This window comes from Flaviaestuariibacter terrae, assembly GCF_054777635.1.
Genome location: NZ_BAAHAL010000008.1, coordinates 1,400,223 through 1,417,155, shown reverse-complemented (window position 1 = coordinate 1,417,155; position 16,933 = coordinate 1,400,223). Strand labels below are relative to the sequence as shown.

The following is a 16,933-nucleotide window of genomic DNA, read 5'->3' as shown; positions in this document are numbered from 1 at the left end:
CATCAGGAAGCTTTTCTCTACTAATTACATCCGGTCCGAGATCCTACATCCGAGATCTGAGATCTCCTACATATTCCTCCTGTATTGCCCGCCTACCTCGTACAGCGCATGCGTGATCTGTCCGAGCGAGCAGTACTTCACGGTTTCCATCAGCTCGGCGAAGAGGTTGCCGTTCTGCACGGCCACATCCTTCAGCCGTTGCAACGCTTCGGCGCTCCGGCTCTCGTTGCGCTTCCAGAAGGCCTGGACGTTCTGTATCTGCTGCTCTTTTTCTTCCTTGGTGGAGCGGATCACCTCGCCGGGCAGTACCGTGGGCGAGCCATTCTTGCCGAGGAACGTATTGACACCGATCAGCGGCAGCTCGCCGGTGTGCTTCAGGTGCTCGTAGTGGAGGCTTTCTTCCTGGATCTTGTTGCGCTGGTACATACGCTCCATGGCGCCGAGCACACCACCGCGCTCGGTGATGCGGTCGAACTCGCTGAGCACGGCTTCCTCCACGAGGCTGGTGAGCTCCTCGATCGCAAAAGAGCCCTGCGTGAAGTTCTCCACCTTGGCCGAGCCGAGCTCGCGGTTGATGATCAGCTGGATGGCCATCGCGCGGCGCACGCTTTCCTCGGTGGGCGTAGTGATCGCCTCATCGTAGGCATTTGTATGGAGCGAGTTGCAGTTGTCGTAAATGGCGTAGAGTGCCTGCAATGTCGTGCGGATATCGTTGAAGTCGATCTCCTGCGCATGCAGCGAGCGGCCCGAGGTCTGGATATGGTACTTCAGTTTCTGCGAGCGGTCGTTGCCCTTGTACTTGTTCTTCATGGCCTTCGCCCAGATACGGCGCGCCACGCGGCCGATAACGCTGTACTCGGGGTCCATGCCGTTGGAGAAGAAGAAGGAAAGATTGGGCGCGAAGTCGTCGATATGCATCCCGCGGCTCAGGTAATACTCCACGTAGGTAAAGCCGTTGGCCAGTGTGAACGCGAGCTGCGTGATGGGATTGGCACCGGCTTCGGCGATATGGTAGCCCGAGATCGATACGCTGTAGAAGTTGCGCACCTTCTGCTCGATGAAATACTGCTGCACGTCGCCCATCAGCTTGAGCGCAAACTCGGTGGAGAAGATGCAGGTGTTCTGCGCCTGGTCTTCTTTCAGGATGTCGGCCTGCACCGTGCCGCGCACCTGCGAGAGGGCGTAGGCTTTGATCTCTTCGTACACGTCTTTCGGCAGCACTTCCTCACCGCTCATGCCGAGCAGCTTGAGACCAAGACCGTTGTTGCCATGCGGCAGGCGCTCCGGCGATGAAGGGTTGTAGTAAACCGGTGCGTTACCGCTTTTGAATTTTGCTTGTTGCTTTTCGAGAACGGTATCCCACAGTCCGTTCTTCTCGATGTATTTCTCGCATTCCTGGTCGATGGCGGCATTCATGAAGAAAGCCAGCAGCATCGGCGCGGGACCGTTGATGGTCATCGAGACGGAGGTCTTCGGGTCGCAGAGGTCGAAGCCGGAATACAATTTCTTCGCATCATCTACGGTGGCGATGCTCACGCCGGAGTTGCCGATCTTGCCGTAGATGTCGGGGCGGTAGGCCGGGTCTTCGCCGTAAAGCGTTACCGAGTCGAAGGCCGTGGAGAGGCGCTTCGCGGGCTGCCCTTCGGACACGTAGTGAAAGCGCTTGTTGGTGCGCTCGGGGCCGCCCTCGCCGGCAAACATCCGCGTAGGATCCTCGCCCTGGCGCTTCAGCTCAAACACACCGGCGGTATAAGGGAACTCTCCCGGCAGGTTCTCCTGCAGCTGCCAGCGGAGGATGTCGCCCCAGTCGTTGTATTTGGGCAGCACCACCTTCGGGATGCGCGTGCCGCTGAGCGACTTCGTAGCCATCTCCTGGCGGATCACCTTGCCCCGAACCTCGTATTCAAAATAGTCGGCGCTGTACTTACGTACCACCTCGGGCCAGCCGGCCACCAGCTTTTTGCATTCGGGATGGAGGCTTTCCTCGTAGCGGGCCCTGAGCTGCTGCAGCTCGGGAACGCCGCTTACTTCTTTCTCACCAATGATGCCCGTGATCTTATAAAGCTGCGAGGCGATGGCGCACTGCTCGTCGACCCAGCTGTCGTAGCCGCGGTTGTTCTCGGAGATCTCGGAGAGATAGCGCACGCGCGCCGGCGGGATCACCTGGGTCTTCGAGCTCAGGGTTTCAGCGACTTCTCCTTCTTTTTGGGCGGGAGCCAGGGGATGAGCCTGGCCGGCTGCGGAAGTCTTGTTCACAACCGCTTCCATCAGCTTGCTGAAAAGCGTGTTGACACCGGGATCGTTGAACTGCGCGGCGATGGTGCCCACGATCGGCAGCTCGGCATCCTTTGCCATCCACAGCTGGTGGTTGCGCTTGTATTGCTTGCGTACATCGGCGAGCGCATCGAGCGCACCGGCCTTGTCGAATTTATTGATGGCGACCACGTCGGCGTAGTCGAGCATGTTGATCTTTTCGAGCTGCGAGGCGGCGCCGTACTCGGGCGTCATCACGTAGAGGCTTACATCGCAATAGTCGAGGATGGAGGCATCGCTCTGGCCCACACCGGCCGATTCGAGGATGATAAAGTCGAAGCCCGCGGCGCGGCAGATATCGAGCGCATCCTGCACGTGGGCGCTGAGCGCCACCTCGGAGTCGCGCGTGGCCAGCGAGCGCATGTAGGCGCGGGGCGAGGAAATACTGTTCATCCGGATACGGTCGCCGAGCAGGGCGCCGCCGGTTTTCTTTTTGGACGGATCGACGGAGATCACCGCGATCGTCTTGTCGGTATAGGTTGCGAGGTAGCGTCGTACGATCTCGTCGGTGACGGAGCTTTTGCCCGCACCTCCGGTACCCGTGATTCCAAGCACGGGAGCCTTTGCCGTTTCTGTGCTCACTGCTGACCGCTCACTGCTTACTCCATTCTCCGCATTGGTGATCAGCCGCGCTACCTGGCGCACATCCTTCAGCTCGCCAAGCGTCATCGGCTTTTTGTACTCACCGTTGCCATTCAGCGTAAAGTCGCACTGCCTGATAACGTCTTCGATCATCCCTTCGAGGCCCATCTTGCGGCCGTCGTCGGGGCTGTAGATGCGGGTGATGCCGTATTGCTGCAGCTCGGCGATCTCCTGCGGGAGGATGGTACCACCGCCGCCGCCGAAGATCTTGATATGGCCGCAGCCGTTCTCCTCGAGCAGGTCTTTCATGTATTTGAAAAACTCCACGTGCCCACCCTGGTACGAGGTGATGGCAATGCCCTGGGCATCTTCCTCGATGGCGCACTCCACGATCTCGTGCACGGAGCGGTTATGACCGAGGTGAATGATCTCCGCACCCTTGCTTTGCAGGATGCGGCGCATGATATTGATGGCTGCGTCGTGACCGTCGAAAAGAGAGGCGGCCGTAACGATACGGATCTTGTTGTTGGGTTGATAGCTCATAGATGCAAGTAATCAGGCGCAAAGGTACGACGGAAAAGGTGAGCGGTGAGCGGGTCAGCGGTGAGCAACTGCCACGAAAAAGGCGGATCGCATTGCGATCCGCCTTAGCTCACTTACTCACTGTTCACCCGCTCACCTTACCGGCTCAAGTACATGCTCCGGTCCTTATACAGCTGGCGGAAGTACGGGTCGCGGAGGTCCTTGATAAAGCGGATGGCCTCGCCGGTGCTTTTCATCTCGGGGCCGAGCTCCTTGTTCACGTTGGGGAACTTGTTGAACGAGAACACCGGCTCCTTGATGGCGTAGCCCTGGAGCTTTTTCTCGTACGTGAAGTCGGTGAGCTTGTTGGCGCCGAGCATGATGCGCGTGGCGATATTGAGGTAGGGAATTTCGTAGGCCTTCGCGATGAACGGCGTCGTGCGCGAGGCACGCGGGTTGGCTTCGATCACGAACACGTTGCCGTCCTTGATGGCAAACTGGATGTTGATGAGACCCTCGATGTTGAGAGCGCGCGCGATCTTCTCCGCGTAGCTTTCCATCGTGGCCACCGTCAGCGGTGTCAGGTTGAAGGCGGGCAGCACGGCGTTGGAGTCTCCGGAGTGGATCCCCGCGGGCTCGATGTGCTCCATCACGCCCATCACGTGGAAGTTCTCGCCGTCGAATAGGGCGTCGATCTCGGCTTCCTGGCAGCGGTCGAGGAAGTGGTCGATCAGGATCTTGTTGCCGGGGATATGCTTCAGCAGCGAGATCACCGCCTTTTCCACTTCCTCATCGTTGATCACGATCCGCATCCGCTGGCCGCCAAGCACGTAGCTGGGACGCACCAGAACGGGGTAGCCCACCTGGTTGGCCACGGCAATCGCCTCGTCAACATCTGTGGCGGTTCCGTACTGAGGGTAAGGGATCTCGAGCTCTTTCAGCAGGTCGGAGAAGCGGCCGCGGTCTTCAGCGATATCCATGTTGTCGTAGGAGGTGCCGATGATCGGGATGCCGTGTTCCTGCAGCTTCTTCGCGAGCTTGAGGGCCGTCTGTCCGCCAAGCTGCACGATAACGCCGACGGGCTTTTCGTACTCGATGATCTCGCGGAGGTGCTCCCAGAACACGGGCTCGAAGTAAAGTTTATCGGCGATGTCGAAGTCGGTGGACACGGTCTCGGGGTTGCAGTTGACCATGATCGATTCGTAGCCGCACTCGCGGATGGCGAGCAGGCCGTGGACGCAGCAGTAGTCGAACTCGATGCCCTGCCCGATGCGGTTGGGACCCGAGCCGAGCACGATCACCTTCTTCTTGTCGCTGCGCTTGCTTTCGTTGCTATGGCCTTCCTCGAAGGTGCTGTAGAAATACGGGGTCTGCGCCTCGAACTCGGCAGCGCAGGTATCGACCATCTTCCACACGCGGGTCATGCCGAGCTCCTTGCGGCGCTCGTACACTTCGTCTTCCGATCCGTCGGTGATGATCTTCGCGATCTGGTCGTCGGAGAAGCCGTGCGCCTTGGCGCGGCGCAGCAGGTCTTCGGGAAGCTCGTGGAGCCAGTAGTTCTCGAGCTCCTTTTCGATAGCCACGATCTTCTGGATCTCGTAGAGGAACCACTTGTCGATCCGCGTTGCCTTGGCGATGGTGTTGACCGACACGCCTAGCATCAGCGCGTCCTTGATGCGGAAGATGCGGTCCCACTTCGGGGTCTTGATGTATTCGAGGAGTTCCTCGGCGCGCATGCCGCTTTTGCCGTAGTAGCCAAGGCCGACGGCATTGTTCTCGAGGCTCTGGCAGGCCTTCTGGATGGCCTCGGTAAAGGAGCGGCCGATGGCCATCACCTCGCCTACCGATTTCATCTGCAGGCCGAGTGTGTCGTCGGCGCCCTTGAACTTGTCGAAGTTCCAGCGCGGGATCTTAACGATCACGTAGTCGAGCGCGGGCTCGAAGTAGGCGGACGTTGTTTTGATGATGGGGTTCTGCAGCTCGTCGAGCGTATAGCCGATGGCGAGCTTGGCGGCGATCTTGGCGATCGGGTAACCCGTGGCCTTGGAGGCAAGTGCCGACGATCGGCTCACACGCGGGTTGATCTCGATGGCGATGATGCTTTCGGTTTCGGGGTCGAGGGCAAACTGCACGTTGCAGCCGCCGGCGAAGTTGCCCAGGTCGCGCATCATCATGATGGCGGTATTGCGCATCAGCTGGAAGGCCGTATCAGAAAGGGTCATGGCCGGCGCCACGGTGATGGAGTCGCCGGTGTGCACGCCCATGGGGTCGAAGTTTTCGACGGTGCAGATGATCACGACGTTGTCGTTGGCGTCGCGGAGGAGCTCGAGCTCGTATTCTTTCCAACCGAGCACGGCCTGCTCCACGAGCACTTCGTGGATGGGCGAAGCCTGAAGGCCGCGCTGCAGGGCCTCGTCAAGGTCGTCGGGGCCGTGTACGAAGCCGCCACCGGTTCCGCCGAGTGTAAACGAGGGGCGGATGACGAGCGGGAAGCCGATCTGCTGGGCAAATTCTTTTCCTTCGAGGAAGGAGTTGGCCGTTTTGGCCGGCGCCACCGGTACACCGAGGCGCAGCATCCACTGGCGGAACTGCTCGCGGTCTTCGGCCTTGTCGATGGCCTTGATGTCGACACCGATCAGGCGCACGCCGTATTTTTCCCACACGCCGAGGTCTTCGGCTTCCTTCGCGAGGTTGAGGGCCGTTTGCCCGCCCATGGTGGGGAGCACGGCGTCGATCTCGTTTTCCTCGAGTATCTGCTCGAGGCTTTCCACAGTAAGGGGCAGGAGATACACCCGGTCGGCCATCATGGGGTCGGTCATGATGGTGGCGGGGTTCGAGTTGATTAGGATGACCCGGATGCCTTCTTCGGCGAGGCTGCGGGCGGCCTGGGTTCCGGAGTAATCGAATTCAGCGGCTTGTCCGATGATGATGGGGCCTGATCCGATGATCAGGACGGTTTTGATCGAGGGGTCCTTGGGCATTTTTTGTAATAGGCGGGACCGCCGTTTTCCGGCCCTTCGCTACGCCCGGCTCACTCAAAAAAAGTCATCCGGACGCTTAAAAGATCCCGCGATTGGCGCGGGATGACAACCGGGCGGCGGCCCGGGGGGCAAAACTAAAGCAATGCATGTTAGGGTACCCATAAAAAAACCGCCCGAAGGCGGTGAGGGAAATGTCTGATGTAGGATGTCGGATGTCGGATCTGATCACATCAGAGATCCGAGATCCTAAATCCGGGATTACAGTCCGGCTTTGCCGAGGGCACCCGTCATCTTATCGAGCGGGAGCTTGCTGGCGAGGGCGCGGCCCTTATCAACGAGCTGCTGCTTCTGCTCGGGGGTCAGTTTCGAATAAGCGTAATATCCGGCGGCAGCAAGGCCTGCCAGTGTGAGTAAGCGTACCATAGTTCTTATTTGAGTGTTTTACAAAATAGGTTACGCCCTACACTTCAAAATAGCATGCCAGAAAACAATCTGCTAATCTGCTGGTCTGCTAATCTGCTAATGATTTTTCTCTGCCAACAACGCAAATGCCTGTTTGAGAGAACGCATTCGTTACTTAGAAAACTATCTAATCAGCAGACTAGCAGACTATTTTATTAGCAGACTACTCACCCATGTTCCCCGTCTGGCCGCCCGCAGCGCCAGCGGCGCCGGAGGGGGAGGGCTGTGTACCGTCGACGCCCTTGCCTTTGCCAAAGAGGTTCTCGAAGAACTCCTCCACCTTGGGCATGTGCTCCTTGAAGGCGTCCACACCTTTCGTCTTGAGCTCGTTGAAGTAGTCAGCGGCCTTGTCTTCGGCATCGAGGGCCGTATCCTTAAGCATGTTGGCCTTCTCTTTCAGGGAAGCGGCGAGCTTCTCTTTTTCCTCGTCGGTCATGTTGGCGTACTTGTAGGCACCAAAGGCCGCGGCGGCGCCGAGCAGGAAGGTAGCGAGCTGCTTGTTGCTGAGTGACATAGTTGTTTTTTGGCAAAGCGCTGCAATAATTATTCCCTGATTCCCTGCAGTTTTGCCGGTACGAAGATTGTTTTACCGCAAGCCCAATAGTTTCTCCTGATGATCCGAACGACCCTGTCCGTACTCTCCTTGGCCTCCGCTCTTGTTGCCGGCGCCCAGGAATACCCGCAAGATTACTTCCGCAACCCGCTCGATATCCCGATGCAGCTCGTGGCCAACTTCGGCGAGATCCGGACCAACCACTGGCATATGGGTCTCGACATCCGCACGCAGCAGCGCGTGAACCTGCCCGTATACGCGGCCGCCGAGGGCTACGTGACCCGCGTCGTGGTGGAGCCCGGCGGCTTCGGGCAGGCCATCTACATCGCGCATCCCAACGGCTTCACAACCCTTTACGCGCACCTCAACGCCTTTTACCCCGAGTTGGCGCAATGGGTCAAAAGCGAGCAATATGCCCGCGAAAGCTGGGCCGGCGAGTTCATCCCGAAGGAAGGCCAGTTCCCCCTGAAGAAGGGACAGTACATCGCGCTGAGCGGCTCCACGGGCGGCTCGCAGGGGCCGCATGTGCACTTCGAGATCCGCGATACAAAGACGGAGGCCTGCCTCAACCCGCTGCTCTTCGGGATGCCCATCGCCGACGCCGTGCCGCCCACAGTAGGGCGGATCGCGCTGTACGACCGCACGCGGAGCACCTGGACACAGGCACCGCAGTTCGTCACCGCCGGCAGCACCGTGCGCGTCGGCGCGCGGCGCATCTCCTTTGCCGTGAGCGCCACCGATCGCTTCAGCGGCTCCAACAATCCCAACGGCATTTTCAGCGGCCGACTGCTGGTGGACGGTCAGCCCGTTTCCGGGTTCCGCCTCAACAACATCAGCTACGACGAAACCCGCGCCATCAACGCGCAGCTCGATTATCCCTACAAGCAGCGCGGCGGCGCCGACCTGCAACAACTTACGCCGCTTCCCGGCGCCACGCAGGTGGCCTACAAAGTGTACAACGGCGACGGCTCCGTGCACCTCGACGACGAAGCGCCGCACCAGGTGCTGATCGAGATCGCCGATGCGGCCGGGAATATTACGCGGCGAAGCCTGCAGGCGCAATACGATCCGGCGCTGGCGCGCCCGCGGGCCGACTACGGTGCCGAGCCCTTCCTTCCCAACAACGTCAACGTCTTCGAGCGGCCCGACTTTGAGCTCTATACCGGCGAGCATACGGTGTACGATACGGTGCCGGCTGCCTATTCGGTCAGCGAAGGCGCCGCGGGTCGCGTATATACGGTGCTCCCGTCCTCCATCCCGGCGCATGATTCGGTGACGGTACGGATTGCCGCCGGCGCCGGTATGGCCGCCGCCGACCGCGACCGCTGCATCATCCGCAACCGCTGCGGAAGCAAGACCTACGTGGAGCGCGCCCGCTGGAACGGCGCCTGGGCCATGGCCCGCTTCCGGCAGTTCGGAACCTACGAGCTCCTCGTCGACCGCGAGCCGCCGACCGTCAACGCGCCGCCCACGAACCTCCGCGGCCGTGGGGCGCTGGTCTTCATACCGCGCGACAACCACGAAACGATCCGCTCCTTCCGCCTCGAGGTCGACGGCCAGTGGCTCCGCTGCTCCAACGACAAAGGCAAAAGCTGGATCTACAGCTTCGACGAGCACTTCCCGGCAGGCACCCACCAGCTGAAGGCAACCGTGGAGGATGAGGCGGGGAATAAGACGGTCAGGGAGTGGACGGTGACGCGCTAGCGTCATTGCGAGCATAGCGAAGCAAACTCGTCGCTAGCAGGACAGTTTCACACAAAAGGAAAACTTCATCGGGTATCGTGCAGGGCTAAGCCTTCCGCGTAACGCACGGGCTTGCTTCGCTGCGCTCGCAATGACGGCCCCGGTTCGCTACGCGAACTGCGGCCGTGTTACCTTCGCCCGCGAACGTCAAACTCCAAACTCCAAACTACAAACTGTTCTCATGCCTACGCACCTCAAAGCCGGCGACAAAGCCCCCGCCTTTTCGGGTATCGACCAGGACGGCAATAAAGTTTCGCTTTCCGATTTCAAGGGCCAGAAGGTCGTGCTCTACTTCTACCCCGCCGACGACACGCCGGTATGCACGGTGCAAAGCTGCAACCTGCGCGACAACTACGGGCTATTGAAAAAAGCCGGCTACGTGGTGCTCGGCGTAAGCCCCGACGACAGCGCCTCGCACAAGAAGTTCGAGCAGAAATTCAGCCTGCCCTTCCCGCTCATTGCCGACCCGAAGCGGAGCATCATTGAAAAGTATGGTGTATGGGGCGAAAAGAATATGTACGGCAACAAGGTGATCGGCCTGCACCGCACCACGTTCGTGATCGATGAAAAAGGCAACATCAGCAAGATCTTCCTCCGCCCCCGCAACAAGCAGCACGCCGAGGAAATCCTTAAATCAGCGTAGTACAAAACCCCAGGACCCGCGCTCCTGCGGGCGCTGCAGCTCCTCGTGGAGGAATTCGCCGAAGTGCGCCCAGCTATTGGCAAGCGCGTAGGCTCGCAGCGTTTCCGGGTCGACTTGGCGCTCCTCCTGCTGCAGGCGGCCGGGCAGCGCGGCCAGCTCGGTGAGGTCGCGGTAGGTGTAGATCAATCCTTTCTGCGCCAGTGCGCGGAAGGCGCCGCGGTCGGGACCGATCACGGTCTTGCCGTAGGAAAGCGTTTTGCTCAGGGCACCCGAGCCCAGCACGGACGGCGAATGGTAGGCGAAGAGCACGTAGCGCGCCTCGGCCAGCAGCCCCGGCATTTCGGCTTCGGGGATCATCCGGTTCCGGATCGTTACGTTGGCGTCGGCGGCGGCCGTCACCGCTTCATACAACTCCTGCGACGCAAAGCGGCCGGCGATCAGCACCTTAAGCCGGCGTAGCTCCGGGCGCTCCGCATGGAGCCGCACAAATTCCAGCACCCCTTTGTAAGGACTTACGGAGCCCCAGAGCACCAGGTCGAAGGCCGGCTCGACTTCGGGCATCGGAACGGGCTCCGGCACCGGGTGATCGAAAATGGCCACCGGCCGGTCGCCGGCAACGGCTTCCGCGCCCGGCGCATGGGCCAGCACGGTATCGGCAAAGCGGCGCATCAGGGCCGTGGTGAGGCGCTTGGCCGCCCGGTTGCGGGGATAGTGCGAGAGCACATTGTGCACAAACCATACAACCTGCTTGCCCGTCAGCCGGCAATAAAGCAGGATGAATACGAGCAGCAGCAGCTGCACATAGCCGTGACGCTTGTCGGCCACGTCTTCGATCCAGTTGAAATAGACGATATCGGTATGCGGGAGCTTTCGCGCGAGGTCGAAAAGACCCAGCGTCGTGGGCTGGTTGATGACGTCAAAAGGCCCGCTCAGCGCGGCGCGGAGACGCTGCAGGTAATCGTTGGCGCCCTCCTGGCGCCCGAACGGGGTTTCTGGGTAGAGATATACGCGGTAAACGTCGGACATAAGGGGCTTCGGGCAATAGGCCGGGACCGTTGTTGCTGCAAAATCTGCGCCTCTTTTAAACAGGAAAACGGCGCAGCGCAGAGCTGGCGGCCATTTCTCACACAGTTTTTGTTTGGGGAAGGTTAGCTATAAACGTAATCCTATGCGTAAACTATTTTTCCCGGTCCTATTTGTGGCCGCAGTCGGGTGCTCGAAGAAATCGGCACTCAACGATATGAACGCCGCGCAGCCGGCAGAAACAACGACGAGCACAACCGTAAATACAACCGGCAGGGTCGGGGCGTACAGCCCGGTGGAAGGCTCCTGGCGCCGTATTGAAACCCGCTACAACCAGGGCGACGGCAACCACTACTGGGTGCAGCAACCCGCCGACCAACAGTTCGTCGTCACCTTCATGGAGGGCAAGCTGATTTCCGGCGGACATCCGTACCTCGGCCAGTTCAGCCAATACAGGGAGTCGCGCCCCGGCACCCTCACGTTCATGAACGATGGCGGTATGTCGGTCGACGCGCCCTACACCCTCAACGGTAACATCCTCGAGATCACCTATCGCCAGCGCGAGGAGGTGGTTGACCGCTTCGTGAAGCAATAAGCCGGTAGTTGGCGAAGGTTCAGACGGTTGGGTCTTTGTACAGCAGCTTCCGCGCTACCTCGGTAAGGCGGAGGCGCTGCCAGCCGCTGCGCTCCAGCAAGGAGCGGCGGCGTAGCGAGCTTACCAGCTTGCAGGCTCCGCTCTCGCTTAGGTGAAGGCTGCGGCTGATGTCGGCGTACGTGATGGGCTCGGGTCTTCCCGCTACCCAAAGCAGGAGCCGGGCCGCCCGGAGCACGCCGTCGTTGGGCACATTACCGAGGCCGGCCTTCTTCAGCGTTCGTACGAGGTCTTCCTCGGCGGGGAGCGGTGCCAGCAGCATCCGCCCCGGCGCAACCGCTTGTGCATCCATCCGCGCCGGTATTACCGTGGCTATATGAATGCGATCGATACGCCCATGCTGATTTTGCGCAGGAGCCTGGATCCGGTTTTTCCACCCGGCTGAATTTTGCAGCGGCGCAGGAATTTCATTTGTACGCCCCTCCAAATTGAACACAGGCGCAGGAACTCCGTTCGCACTCCCAGCCCAGATTTCCATCGGCGCCGGAACCGGTTCCGTACGCCTAGCTGCAATTCCGGGAGGCACCCCGCTGTCAATGGATGTGAGGGCCGCCAATTGCGACTCGAGCTCTAGGTTGCGGTCGGCCAGGATCCGAACGACAGCATTGAGCCGCCGGATCTCTTCGTGGAGTAGTTGGGTTTCAGTTGCCATGCGGATGGGTTCAGTGGGGTTAAGATACGAAAAGAGGCCCGGCCCCGGAAGGCCCATCCCCCCGCCCCCTTCCCGAGGGGAAGGGGGAGATGGTTTCAGTTACAGCCTTACTCGAAGGAAACTCCCCTCCCTTCGGGAGGGGCTGGGGGTGGGCCGGGGTGGGCCGGGAAAAATCCCGCAAAACCCTGAGGTTTTTCACCGGGAATTGAAGCGGGGCGCCGATAGGTTTGGTTCATGTACTTCAATCCCAACCGATTCGAATATTACCGGGCTGACCCCAAGGTATATGCCCGGTTGCAGGAGTTTGCCCGTCACAACCGGCAGCATCCCACCCCCGCCGAAAGGCGGCTCTGGAAGGCCCTGAGAGGGAAGCGGCTCGAAAGCTACAAGTTTCGCCGCCAATACATCATCCAGCGATACATCGTTGACTTTGCCTGCCTGCAGCACGCGCTGATCGTGGAAGTGGATGGCTCCATTCACCTGGAGCGCGATCAGCAGGAAACCGACGCCGAACGCAGCAAAAAGCTGGAAGCAATGGGCTTCCGGGTCATCCGCTTTTCAAATGAAGACGTGCTGCAGCGCCCCCGTTGGGTGGAGGAGCGGATCCTGGAGGCGTTGGGCGGTTAGGCCCGGCCCACCCCCGACCCCTCCCGAAGGAGGGGGGCTTCAGTGGAGTAAGTTGGGACCGACTCCATCTCCCCCTTCCCCTCGGGAAGGGGGCAGGGGGGATGGGCCTTCCTGGGCTGGGGCTGGGCCTTCCGGGGCTGAGCCCAGCACCCACTCCACCTCTCCTACCGCAAATTCTTCTTCAACACCATGCCGCACCCGGAGGCGGCCCGTGCTGGTAACGCCGAGCACCTCGGCCTCGAACACGCGCCCGCCCTTGCGGAAGCGCACGGTCTCCCCGAGCCGGTACAGCACACGGTGGTAGTCGCTGAGCACCGAGTCGCGGTCGAGGGCGAGCTGCTCGAGAGCCGCTTCGATCGAACCGCACAGCTCGAGGGCAAGGCTGCGGATGTCGCGTTCGCGGCCGGTGATCTGGCGCAGCGAAACCGCACGGCCGGCGAGGTCGCCGAAGTCGGCCTGGTTGATATTGATGCCGGTTCCGACGACGGCCCACTTCCAGTCGGAACCCGCGAAGATGTTCTCAATGAGGATACCGCCTGCCTTTCTGTCACGCCAGTAGAGGTCGTTGGGCCATTTAACAAAAGTTTCTTCGCCGGCGTACGCGGCAAAAAAGCGCTGTACGCCGAGGGCGGCGGCGGCGCTGAGGTAAAAGGCATCGCCGATCGACAGGGGTGCGCCGTCGGGTCCGGGCAGCAGAAAGGGCCGCAGCAGGAGGCTCATGGTGATGTTGGCTCCAGGCTCGGCAGTCCAGCCCTTGTGGCGCTGTCCCTTGCCTGCCGTCTGCGCCTTTGCCAGCACCGCCGTACCATGCTCCGCCAACCCCGCATGCGCCAGGGCGGTGGCATAGTTGTTGGTGCTGTCAACCTGTTGCAGTTCGATAAATGGAGCGCCGAGGCGTTTCGGAGCGGGTAGCAAATTGTACTTATTTTTGGCAAAACTATTCCACTTCACCGGCGTACCTTCCGGACAAGCAGCATTTTTATTAACACAAAAAGGATTCGTATTTGGAACAAATAGCAGCTCTGGCAAACCGGAAAAAGAACGTGACGCGACTGACCCGGAACTCGAAACTCTTTAAAACCATACTCAAGGCCATCCAGGAGAAGAAAGGTGAAAACATAGTATCCCTCGACCTGCGGAAGATCGACGAGGCCGTAGCTGATTTTTTCATCATCTGCGAAGCGCCCAGCGGTCCCCAGGTACGGGCTATCGCCGACAACGTGGAAGACCTCGTCAAGCGCGAGTGCGGTGAGAGCGTTTACCACCAGGAAGGCAAGCAGAACCTCCAATGGGTGCTGCTCGACTTCGTCAACATCGTGGTACACGTGATGCACCCCGAGTCGCGGAAGTTCTATCGCCTCGAAGAAATGTGGAGCGACGCCGTGCTGCAGGAGCACCAGGACTGAGGAAAGGGCCCGATGAGGGCCTTTGCTGCAGAAGATACCGATTCAACAGAAGATCTATTACAACCAACATGGCACAAGAACCGTACAACAAGGACAGCAAGAACCGCATTCCCCGGATTCCGGGTCGCCCGGGCGGCGATAACTCGCCCCGCAAAGGCCCCCGCTTCAGCATCTACTGGGTCTACGTGATCATTTTCGCCGTTATTATCGGCTTCCAGTTCTTCGGCCCCTCCTTCTCCACCAACGGGAAGATCTCGCTGGACCGCTTCAAGACGATGATCGCCGACGGGGAAGTATCGAAATACGTTATCGTCGACAACCGCGACATGGTCCGCGTGTACCTGCGTCCCGACGCGGTGCCCAAATACCAGAAGCTCAATAACAATCACCTCTCCGACGAGGGCCCGCAGTTTTACTTCAAGATCTCCTCCAACGAAGACGTGCGCAAGGAGCTCAACGACTACTACACGCAGGCCAAGATCCCCGCGCCCAACCAGCCCTCCTCCGACGTGGAGAACGAGACGAACTGGTTCCAGCCCCTTACCAGCATCGTTCTCCCGGTGCTTTTCTTCATCGCCATCTGGGTACTCCTGATGCGCAAGATGGGCGGCGGCGCCGGAGGCGGATCGGGGCCGGGCGGCATTTTCAACATCGGCAAATCCAAGGCAACGCTCTTCGATAAAGGCACCCGCGTCAACATCACCTTTGCCGACGTGGCCGGCCTCGACGAAGCCAAGGTGGAAGTGATGGAGATCGTCGACTTCCTCCGCAATCCCAAAAAATACACCTCCCTCGGCGGCAAGATCCCCAAGGGCGCCCTGCTGGTAGGCCCTCCGGGCACCGGTAAGACGCTGCTGGCAAAAGCCATGGCCGGCGAGGCACAGGTTCCCTTCTTCTCGCTGTCGGGCTCCGACTTCGTGGAAATGTTCGTCGGCGTGGGCGCTTCCCGCGTGCGTGACCTCTTCCGCCAGGCCCGTGAGAAAGCACCCTGCGTCATCTTCATCGACGAGATCGACGCCATCGGTCGCGCCCGTGGCAAGAACATGATGATGAGCAACGACGAGCGCGAGTCGACCCTCAACCAGCTGCTGGTGGAGATGGACGGCTTCGGTACCGACTCCGGCATCATCGTGCTGGCCGCCACCAACCGCCCCGACGTACTCGACACGGCCCTGCTCCGCCCCGGCCGCTTCGACCGCCAGATCACCATCGACAAGCCCGACCTGAAAGGCCGCGAGGCCATCTTCAAGGTGCACCTGAAGCCCATTAAAGTTTCGGAGAAAGTGGACATCCACAAGATCGCCGAGCAAACGCCGGGCTTCGCAGGCGCCGATATCGCCAACGTGTGCAACGAGGCCGCCCTCATTGCCGCCCGTAAAGGCAAGACTGCCGTCGACATGAGCGACTTCCAGGACGCCGTCGACCGCGTGATCGGTGGCCTCGAGAAAAAGAACAAGATCATCTCCCCCGAGGAAAAGAAAATCATCGCCTACCACGAGGCCGGCCACGCCATCTGCGGCTGGTACCTCGAGCACGCCTACCCGCTGCTGAAGGTGACGATCGTTCCCCGCGGCACCGCGGCCCTCGGCTACGCCCAGTATACCCCCAAGGAGCAGTATCTCTACAACACCGACCAGCTCGGCGACCAGATCTGCATGACCCTCGGCGGCCGCGCAGCCGAAGAGATCTTCTTCGGAAAGATCTCCACCGGCGCCCAGAACGACCTGCAACAGATCACCCGCATCGCCTACTCGATGGTGACGATCTACGGCATGAACGACAAGGTGGGCAACATCTCCTACTACGACCCGCAGGCCGACAACTCGTTCCAGAAGCCTTATTCGGATGAGACCGCCAAGATCATCGACGAGGAAGTGCGCAAGCTGATCGACGAGGCGTATGTCCGCACCAAGAAGCTTCTCACCGACAAGCGCGGCGACGTGGAAAAGCTCGCCGAGGCGCTGCTCGAGAAGGAAGTGCTCTTCCAGAGCGACGTGGAAGCCCTCATCGGCGCCCGCCCCTTCGGTACGCACAAGCCCCTTGCCGAAGACGGTATCGAAGCCACGCCCGATGGTGGCATTTCCGAAGGCGTTCCGCCCTACGATCCGGGTATTATGAACCAGCAACCGACCAGCAAATGAGTGGTTCCAAGAACAACATATTCAAGAAAATCAGGATGGCGTTGACACAATCAACGCCAATTCCTTTTCCGAAAAGCGAAGGATCGGACTCCGTGGTGCAGCCCCAGGCCGAAGACGACATCGTGGTTGTTTTCGCCGAGGAGTTCACCAAGCTCCAGGGAAAATTCGCCTTCTGCCTCAACGAGGAGGAGCTCGCAGCCGGCTTCGAAGCCCTGCGCGCCGGGCAGGAATGGACGAAGATCTATGTGCCCGAAGGAAGCTTCCCGGGTCTCGTGCCGGAGCGCTGGCGCAGCAGCGACATCGTCAGCTGCGACGCTTCGGTAACCAACTGCGAGGCCCTCGTGGCGCGTACCGGCTCCATCGTGCTCAGCGCGAAGAACGGCGGCCGCGTGGCCTCGGTGTATGCGCCGGTGCACGTGTGCGTGGCCTATGCCTCGCAGCTGGTGTACGACCTGGGCGATGCCCTCAAGCTCCTCCAGCAGCGCTACGGCGGCCGACTCCCCTCGCAGATATCCTTCGCCACCGGCCCGAGCCGCACCGCCGACATCGAGAAAACGCTCGTTACCGGCGTGCACGGCCCCAAGGAAGTGTACCTGTTTTTAGTTGACGATCTTACCGCAACAACGTAACCTT

Annotated in this window: 15 protein-coding genes; 8 read left to right on the top strand and 7 right to left on the bottom strand. The window is 60.3% G+C overall.

The window, feature by feature from the left end; genetic code table 11:
- Nucleotides 1-66 precede the first annotated feature (66 nt).
- From ACYU7Z_RS14340 to ACYU7Z_RS14325, 4 genes are all read right to left on the bottom strand, one after another.
- Nucleotides 67-3,438 (bottom strand): methylmalonyl-CoA mutase family protein, encoded by a 3,372-nt coding sequence (locus tag ACYU7Z_RS14340; protein ID WP_460571637.1) that lies wholly within the window; start codon nt 3,436-3,438, stop codon nt 67-69.
- Between the two features lie 137 nt (nt 3,439-3,575).
- Nucleotides 3,576-6,398 (bottom strand): carbamoyl phosphate synthase large subunit, encoded by a 2,823-nt coding sequence (gene carB / locus ACYU7Z_RS14335; protein ID WP_460571634.1) that lies wholly within the window; start codon nt 6,396-6,398, stop codon nt 3,576-3,578.
- A gap of 258 nt (nt 6,399-6,656) precedes the next feature.
- Nucleotides 6,657-6,821: a hypothetical protein gene (locus tag ACYU7Z_RS14330; protein ID WP_460571632.1), complete on the bottom strand. Its 165-nt coding sequence runs from the start codon at nt 6,819-6,821 to the stop codon at nt 6,657-6,659.
- 202 nt (nt 6,822-7,023) lie between these two features.
- Nucleotides 7,024-7,374, bottom strand: a complete 351-nt coding sequence (locus tag ACYU7Z_RS14325; RefSeq protein WP_460571630.1) for a hypothetical protein — start codon at nt 7,372-7,374, stop codon at nt 7,024-7,026.
- 99 nt (nt 7,375-7,473) lie between these two features.
- Here ACYU7Z_RS14325 and ACYU7Z_RS14320 point away from each other — a divergent pair, with 99 nt between their 5' ends.
- Both ACYU7Z_RS14320 and bcp read left to right on the top strand, forming a co-directional pair.
- The gene (locus tag ACYU7Z_RS14320; RefSeq protein WP_460571628.1) at nt 7,474-9,117 is read left to right on the top strand and encodes a M23 family metallopeptidase; all 1,644 of its coding nucleotides are present in this window, start codon (nt 7,474-7,476) and stop codon (nt 9,115-9,117) included.
- A 220-nt stretch (nt 9,118-9,337) separates the two neighbouring features.
- Entirely contained in the window at nt 9,338-9,799 is a 462-nt protein-coding gene (gene bcp, locus ACYU7Z_RS14315; protein ID WP_460571626.1) for a peroxiredoxin, read from the top strand.
- Here the strand turns inward: bcp and ACYU7Z_RS14310 are convergent.
- Nucleotides 9,791-10,825 (bottom strand): glycosyltransferase family protein, encoded by a 1,035-nt coding sequence (locus ACYU7Z_RS14310; protein WP_460571624.1) that lies wholly within the window; start codon nt 10,823-10,825, stop codon nt 9,791-9,793. The genes bcp and ACYU7Z_RS14310 overlap by 9 nt on opposite strands.
- 142 nt (nt 10,826-10,967) lie before the next feature.
- On the opposite strand from ACYU7Z_RS14310, the gene ACYU7Z_RS14305 reads away from it, so the two are divergent.
- A complete protein-coding gene (locus ACYU7Z_RS14305; RefSeq protein ID WP_460571622.1) occupies nt 10,968-11,417 on the top strand; it encodes a hypothetical protein in 450 nt (149 codons plus the stop codon).
- A 19-nt stretch (nt 11,418-11,436) separates the two neighbouring features.
- Here the strand turns inward: ACYU7Z_RS14305 and ACYU7Z_RS14300 are convergent, their stop codons facing one another.
- A complete protein-coding gene (locus tag ACYU7Z_RS14300; protein ID WP_460571620.1) occupies nt 11,437-11,766 on the bottom strand; it encodes a helix-turn-helix domain-containing protein in 330 nt (109 codons plus the stop codon).
- Nucleotides 11,767-12,360: 594 nt separating this feature from the next.
- Here ACYU7Z_RS14300 and ACYU7Z_RS14295 point away from each other — a divergent pair.
- A complete protein-coding gene (locus tag ACYU7Z_RS14295; protein ID WP_460571618.1) occupies nt 12,361-12,753 on the top strand; it encodes an endonuclease domain-containing protein in 393 nt (130 codons plus the stop codon).
- Nucleotides 12,754-12,792: 39 nt separating this feature from the next.
- Here ACYU7Z_RS14295 and ACYU7Z_RS14290 read toward each other — a convergent pair whose 3' ends face one another.
- Nucleotides 12,793-13,668, bottom strand: coding sequence for a biotin--[acetyl-CoA-carboxylase] ligase (locus ACYU7Z_RS14290; RefSeq protein WP_460571616.1), 876 nt, complete (start codon nt 13,666-13,668; stop codon nt 12,793-12,795).
- A 13-nt stretch (nt 13,669-13,681) separates the two neighbouring features.
- Here ACYU7Z_RS14290 and ACYU7Z_RS14285 point away from each other — a divergent pair, with 13 nt between their 5' ends.
- The 4 genes from ACYU7Z_RS14285 (at nt 13,682) to ACYU7Z_RS14270 (ending at nt 16,929) form a co-directional block, all read left to right on the top strand.
- On the top strand, nt 13,682-13,831 hold the full coding sequence (locus tag ACYU7Z_RS14285) for a hypothetical protein (protein WP_460571614.1): 150 nt from the start codon (nt 13,682-13,684) through the stop codon (nt 13,829-13,831).
- Nucleotides 13,797-14,159, top strand: a complete 363-nt coding sequence (gene rsfS, locus ACYU7Z_RS14280) for a ribosome silencing factor (RefSeq protein WP_460571612.1) — start codon at nt 13,797-13,799, stop codon at nt 14,157-14,159. Before ACYU7Z_RS14285 ends, rsfS begins: the two co-directional genes overlap by 35 nt.
- 68 nt (nt 14,160-14,227) lie before the next feature.
- A complete protein-coding gene (ftsH, locus tag ACYU7Z_RS14275) occupies nt 14,228-16,300 on the top strand; it encodes an ATP-dependent metallopeptidase FtsH/Yme1/Tma family protein (protein WP_460571610.1) in 2,073 nt (690 codons plus the stop codon).
- Nucleotides 16,301-16,335: 35 nt separating this feature from the next.
- Nucleotides 16,336-16,929: a LutC/YkgG family protein gene (locus tag ACYU7Z_RS14270; protein WP_460571608.1), complete on the top strand. Its 594-nt coding sequence runs from the start codon at nt 16,336-16,338 to the stop codon at nt 16,927-16,929.
- The last annotated feature ends 4 nt before the right edge of the window (nt 16,930-16,933 follow it).

What these genes read in the sequence shown, in the direction of transcription:
- ACYU7Z_RS14340 (WP_460571637.1), bottom strand. Translation starts at nt 3,438, where the DNA reads ATGAGCTATCAACCCAACAACAAGATCCGTATCGTTACGGCCGCCTCT.
- carB (WP_460571634.1), bottom strand. Translation starts at nt 6,398, where the DNA reads ATGCCCAAGGACCCCTCGATCAAAACCGTCCTGATCATCGGATCAGGC.
- ACYU7Z_RS14330 (WP_460571632.1), bottom strand. Translation starts at nt 6,821, where the DNA reads ATGGTACGCTTACTCACACTGGCAGGCCTTGCTGCCGCCGGATATTAC.
- ACYU7Z_RS14325 (WP_460571630.1), bottom strand. Translation starts at nt 7,374, where the DNA reads ATGTCACTCAGCAACAAGCAGCTCGCTACCTTCCTGCTCGGCGCCGCC.
- ACYU7Z_RS14320 (WP_460571628.1), top strand. Translation starts at nt 7,474, where the DNA reads ATGATCCGAACGACCCTGTCCGTACTCTCCTTGGCCTCCGCTCTTGTT.
- bcp (WP_460571626.1), top strand. Translation starts at nt 9,338, where the DNA reads ATGCCTACGCACCTCAAAGCCGGCGACAAAGCCCCCGCCTTTTCGGGT.
- ACYU7Z_RS14310 (WP_460571624.1), bottom strand. Translation starts at nt 10,825, where the DNA reads ATGTCCGACGTTTACCGCGTATATCTCTACCCAGAAACCCCGTTCGGG.
- ACYU7Z_RS14305 (WP_460571622.1), top strand. Translation starts at nt 10,968, where the DNA reads ATGCGTAAACTATTTTTCCCGGTCCTATTTGTGGCCGCAGTCGGGTGC.
- ACYU7Z_RS14300 (WP_460571620.1), bottom strand. Translation starts at nt 11,766, where the DNA reads ATGGATGCACAAGCGGTTGCGCCGGGGCGGATGCTGCTGGCACCGCTC.
- ACYU7Z_RS14295 (WP_460571618.1), top strand. Translation starts at nt 12,361, where the DNA reads ATGTACTTCAATCCCAACCGATTCGAATATTACCGGGCTGACCCCAAG.
- ftsH (WP_460571610.1), top strand. Translation starts at nt 14,228, where the DNA reads ATGGCACAAGAACCGTACAACAAGGACAGCAAGAACCGCATTCCCCGG.
- ACYU7Z_RS14270 (WP_460571608.1), top strand. Translation starts at nt 16,336, where the DNA reads ATGGCGTTGACACAATCAACGCCAATTCCTTTTCCGAAAAGCGAAGGA.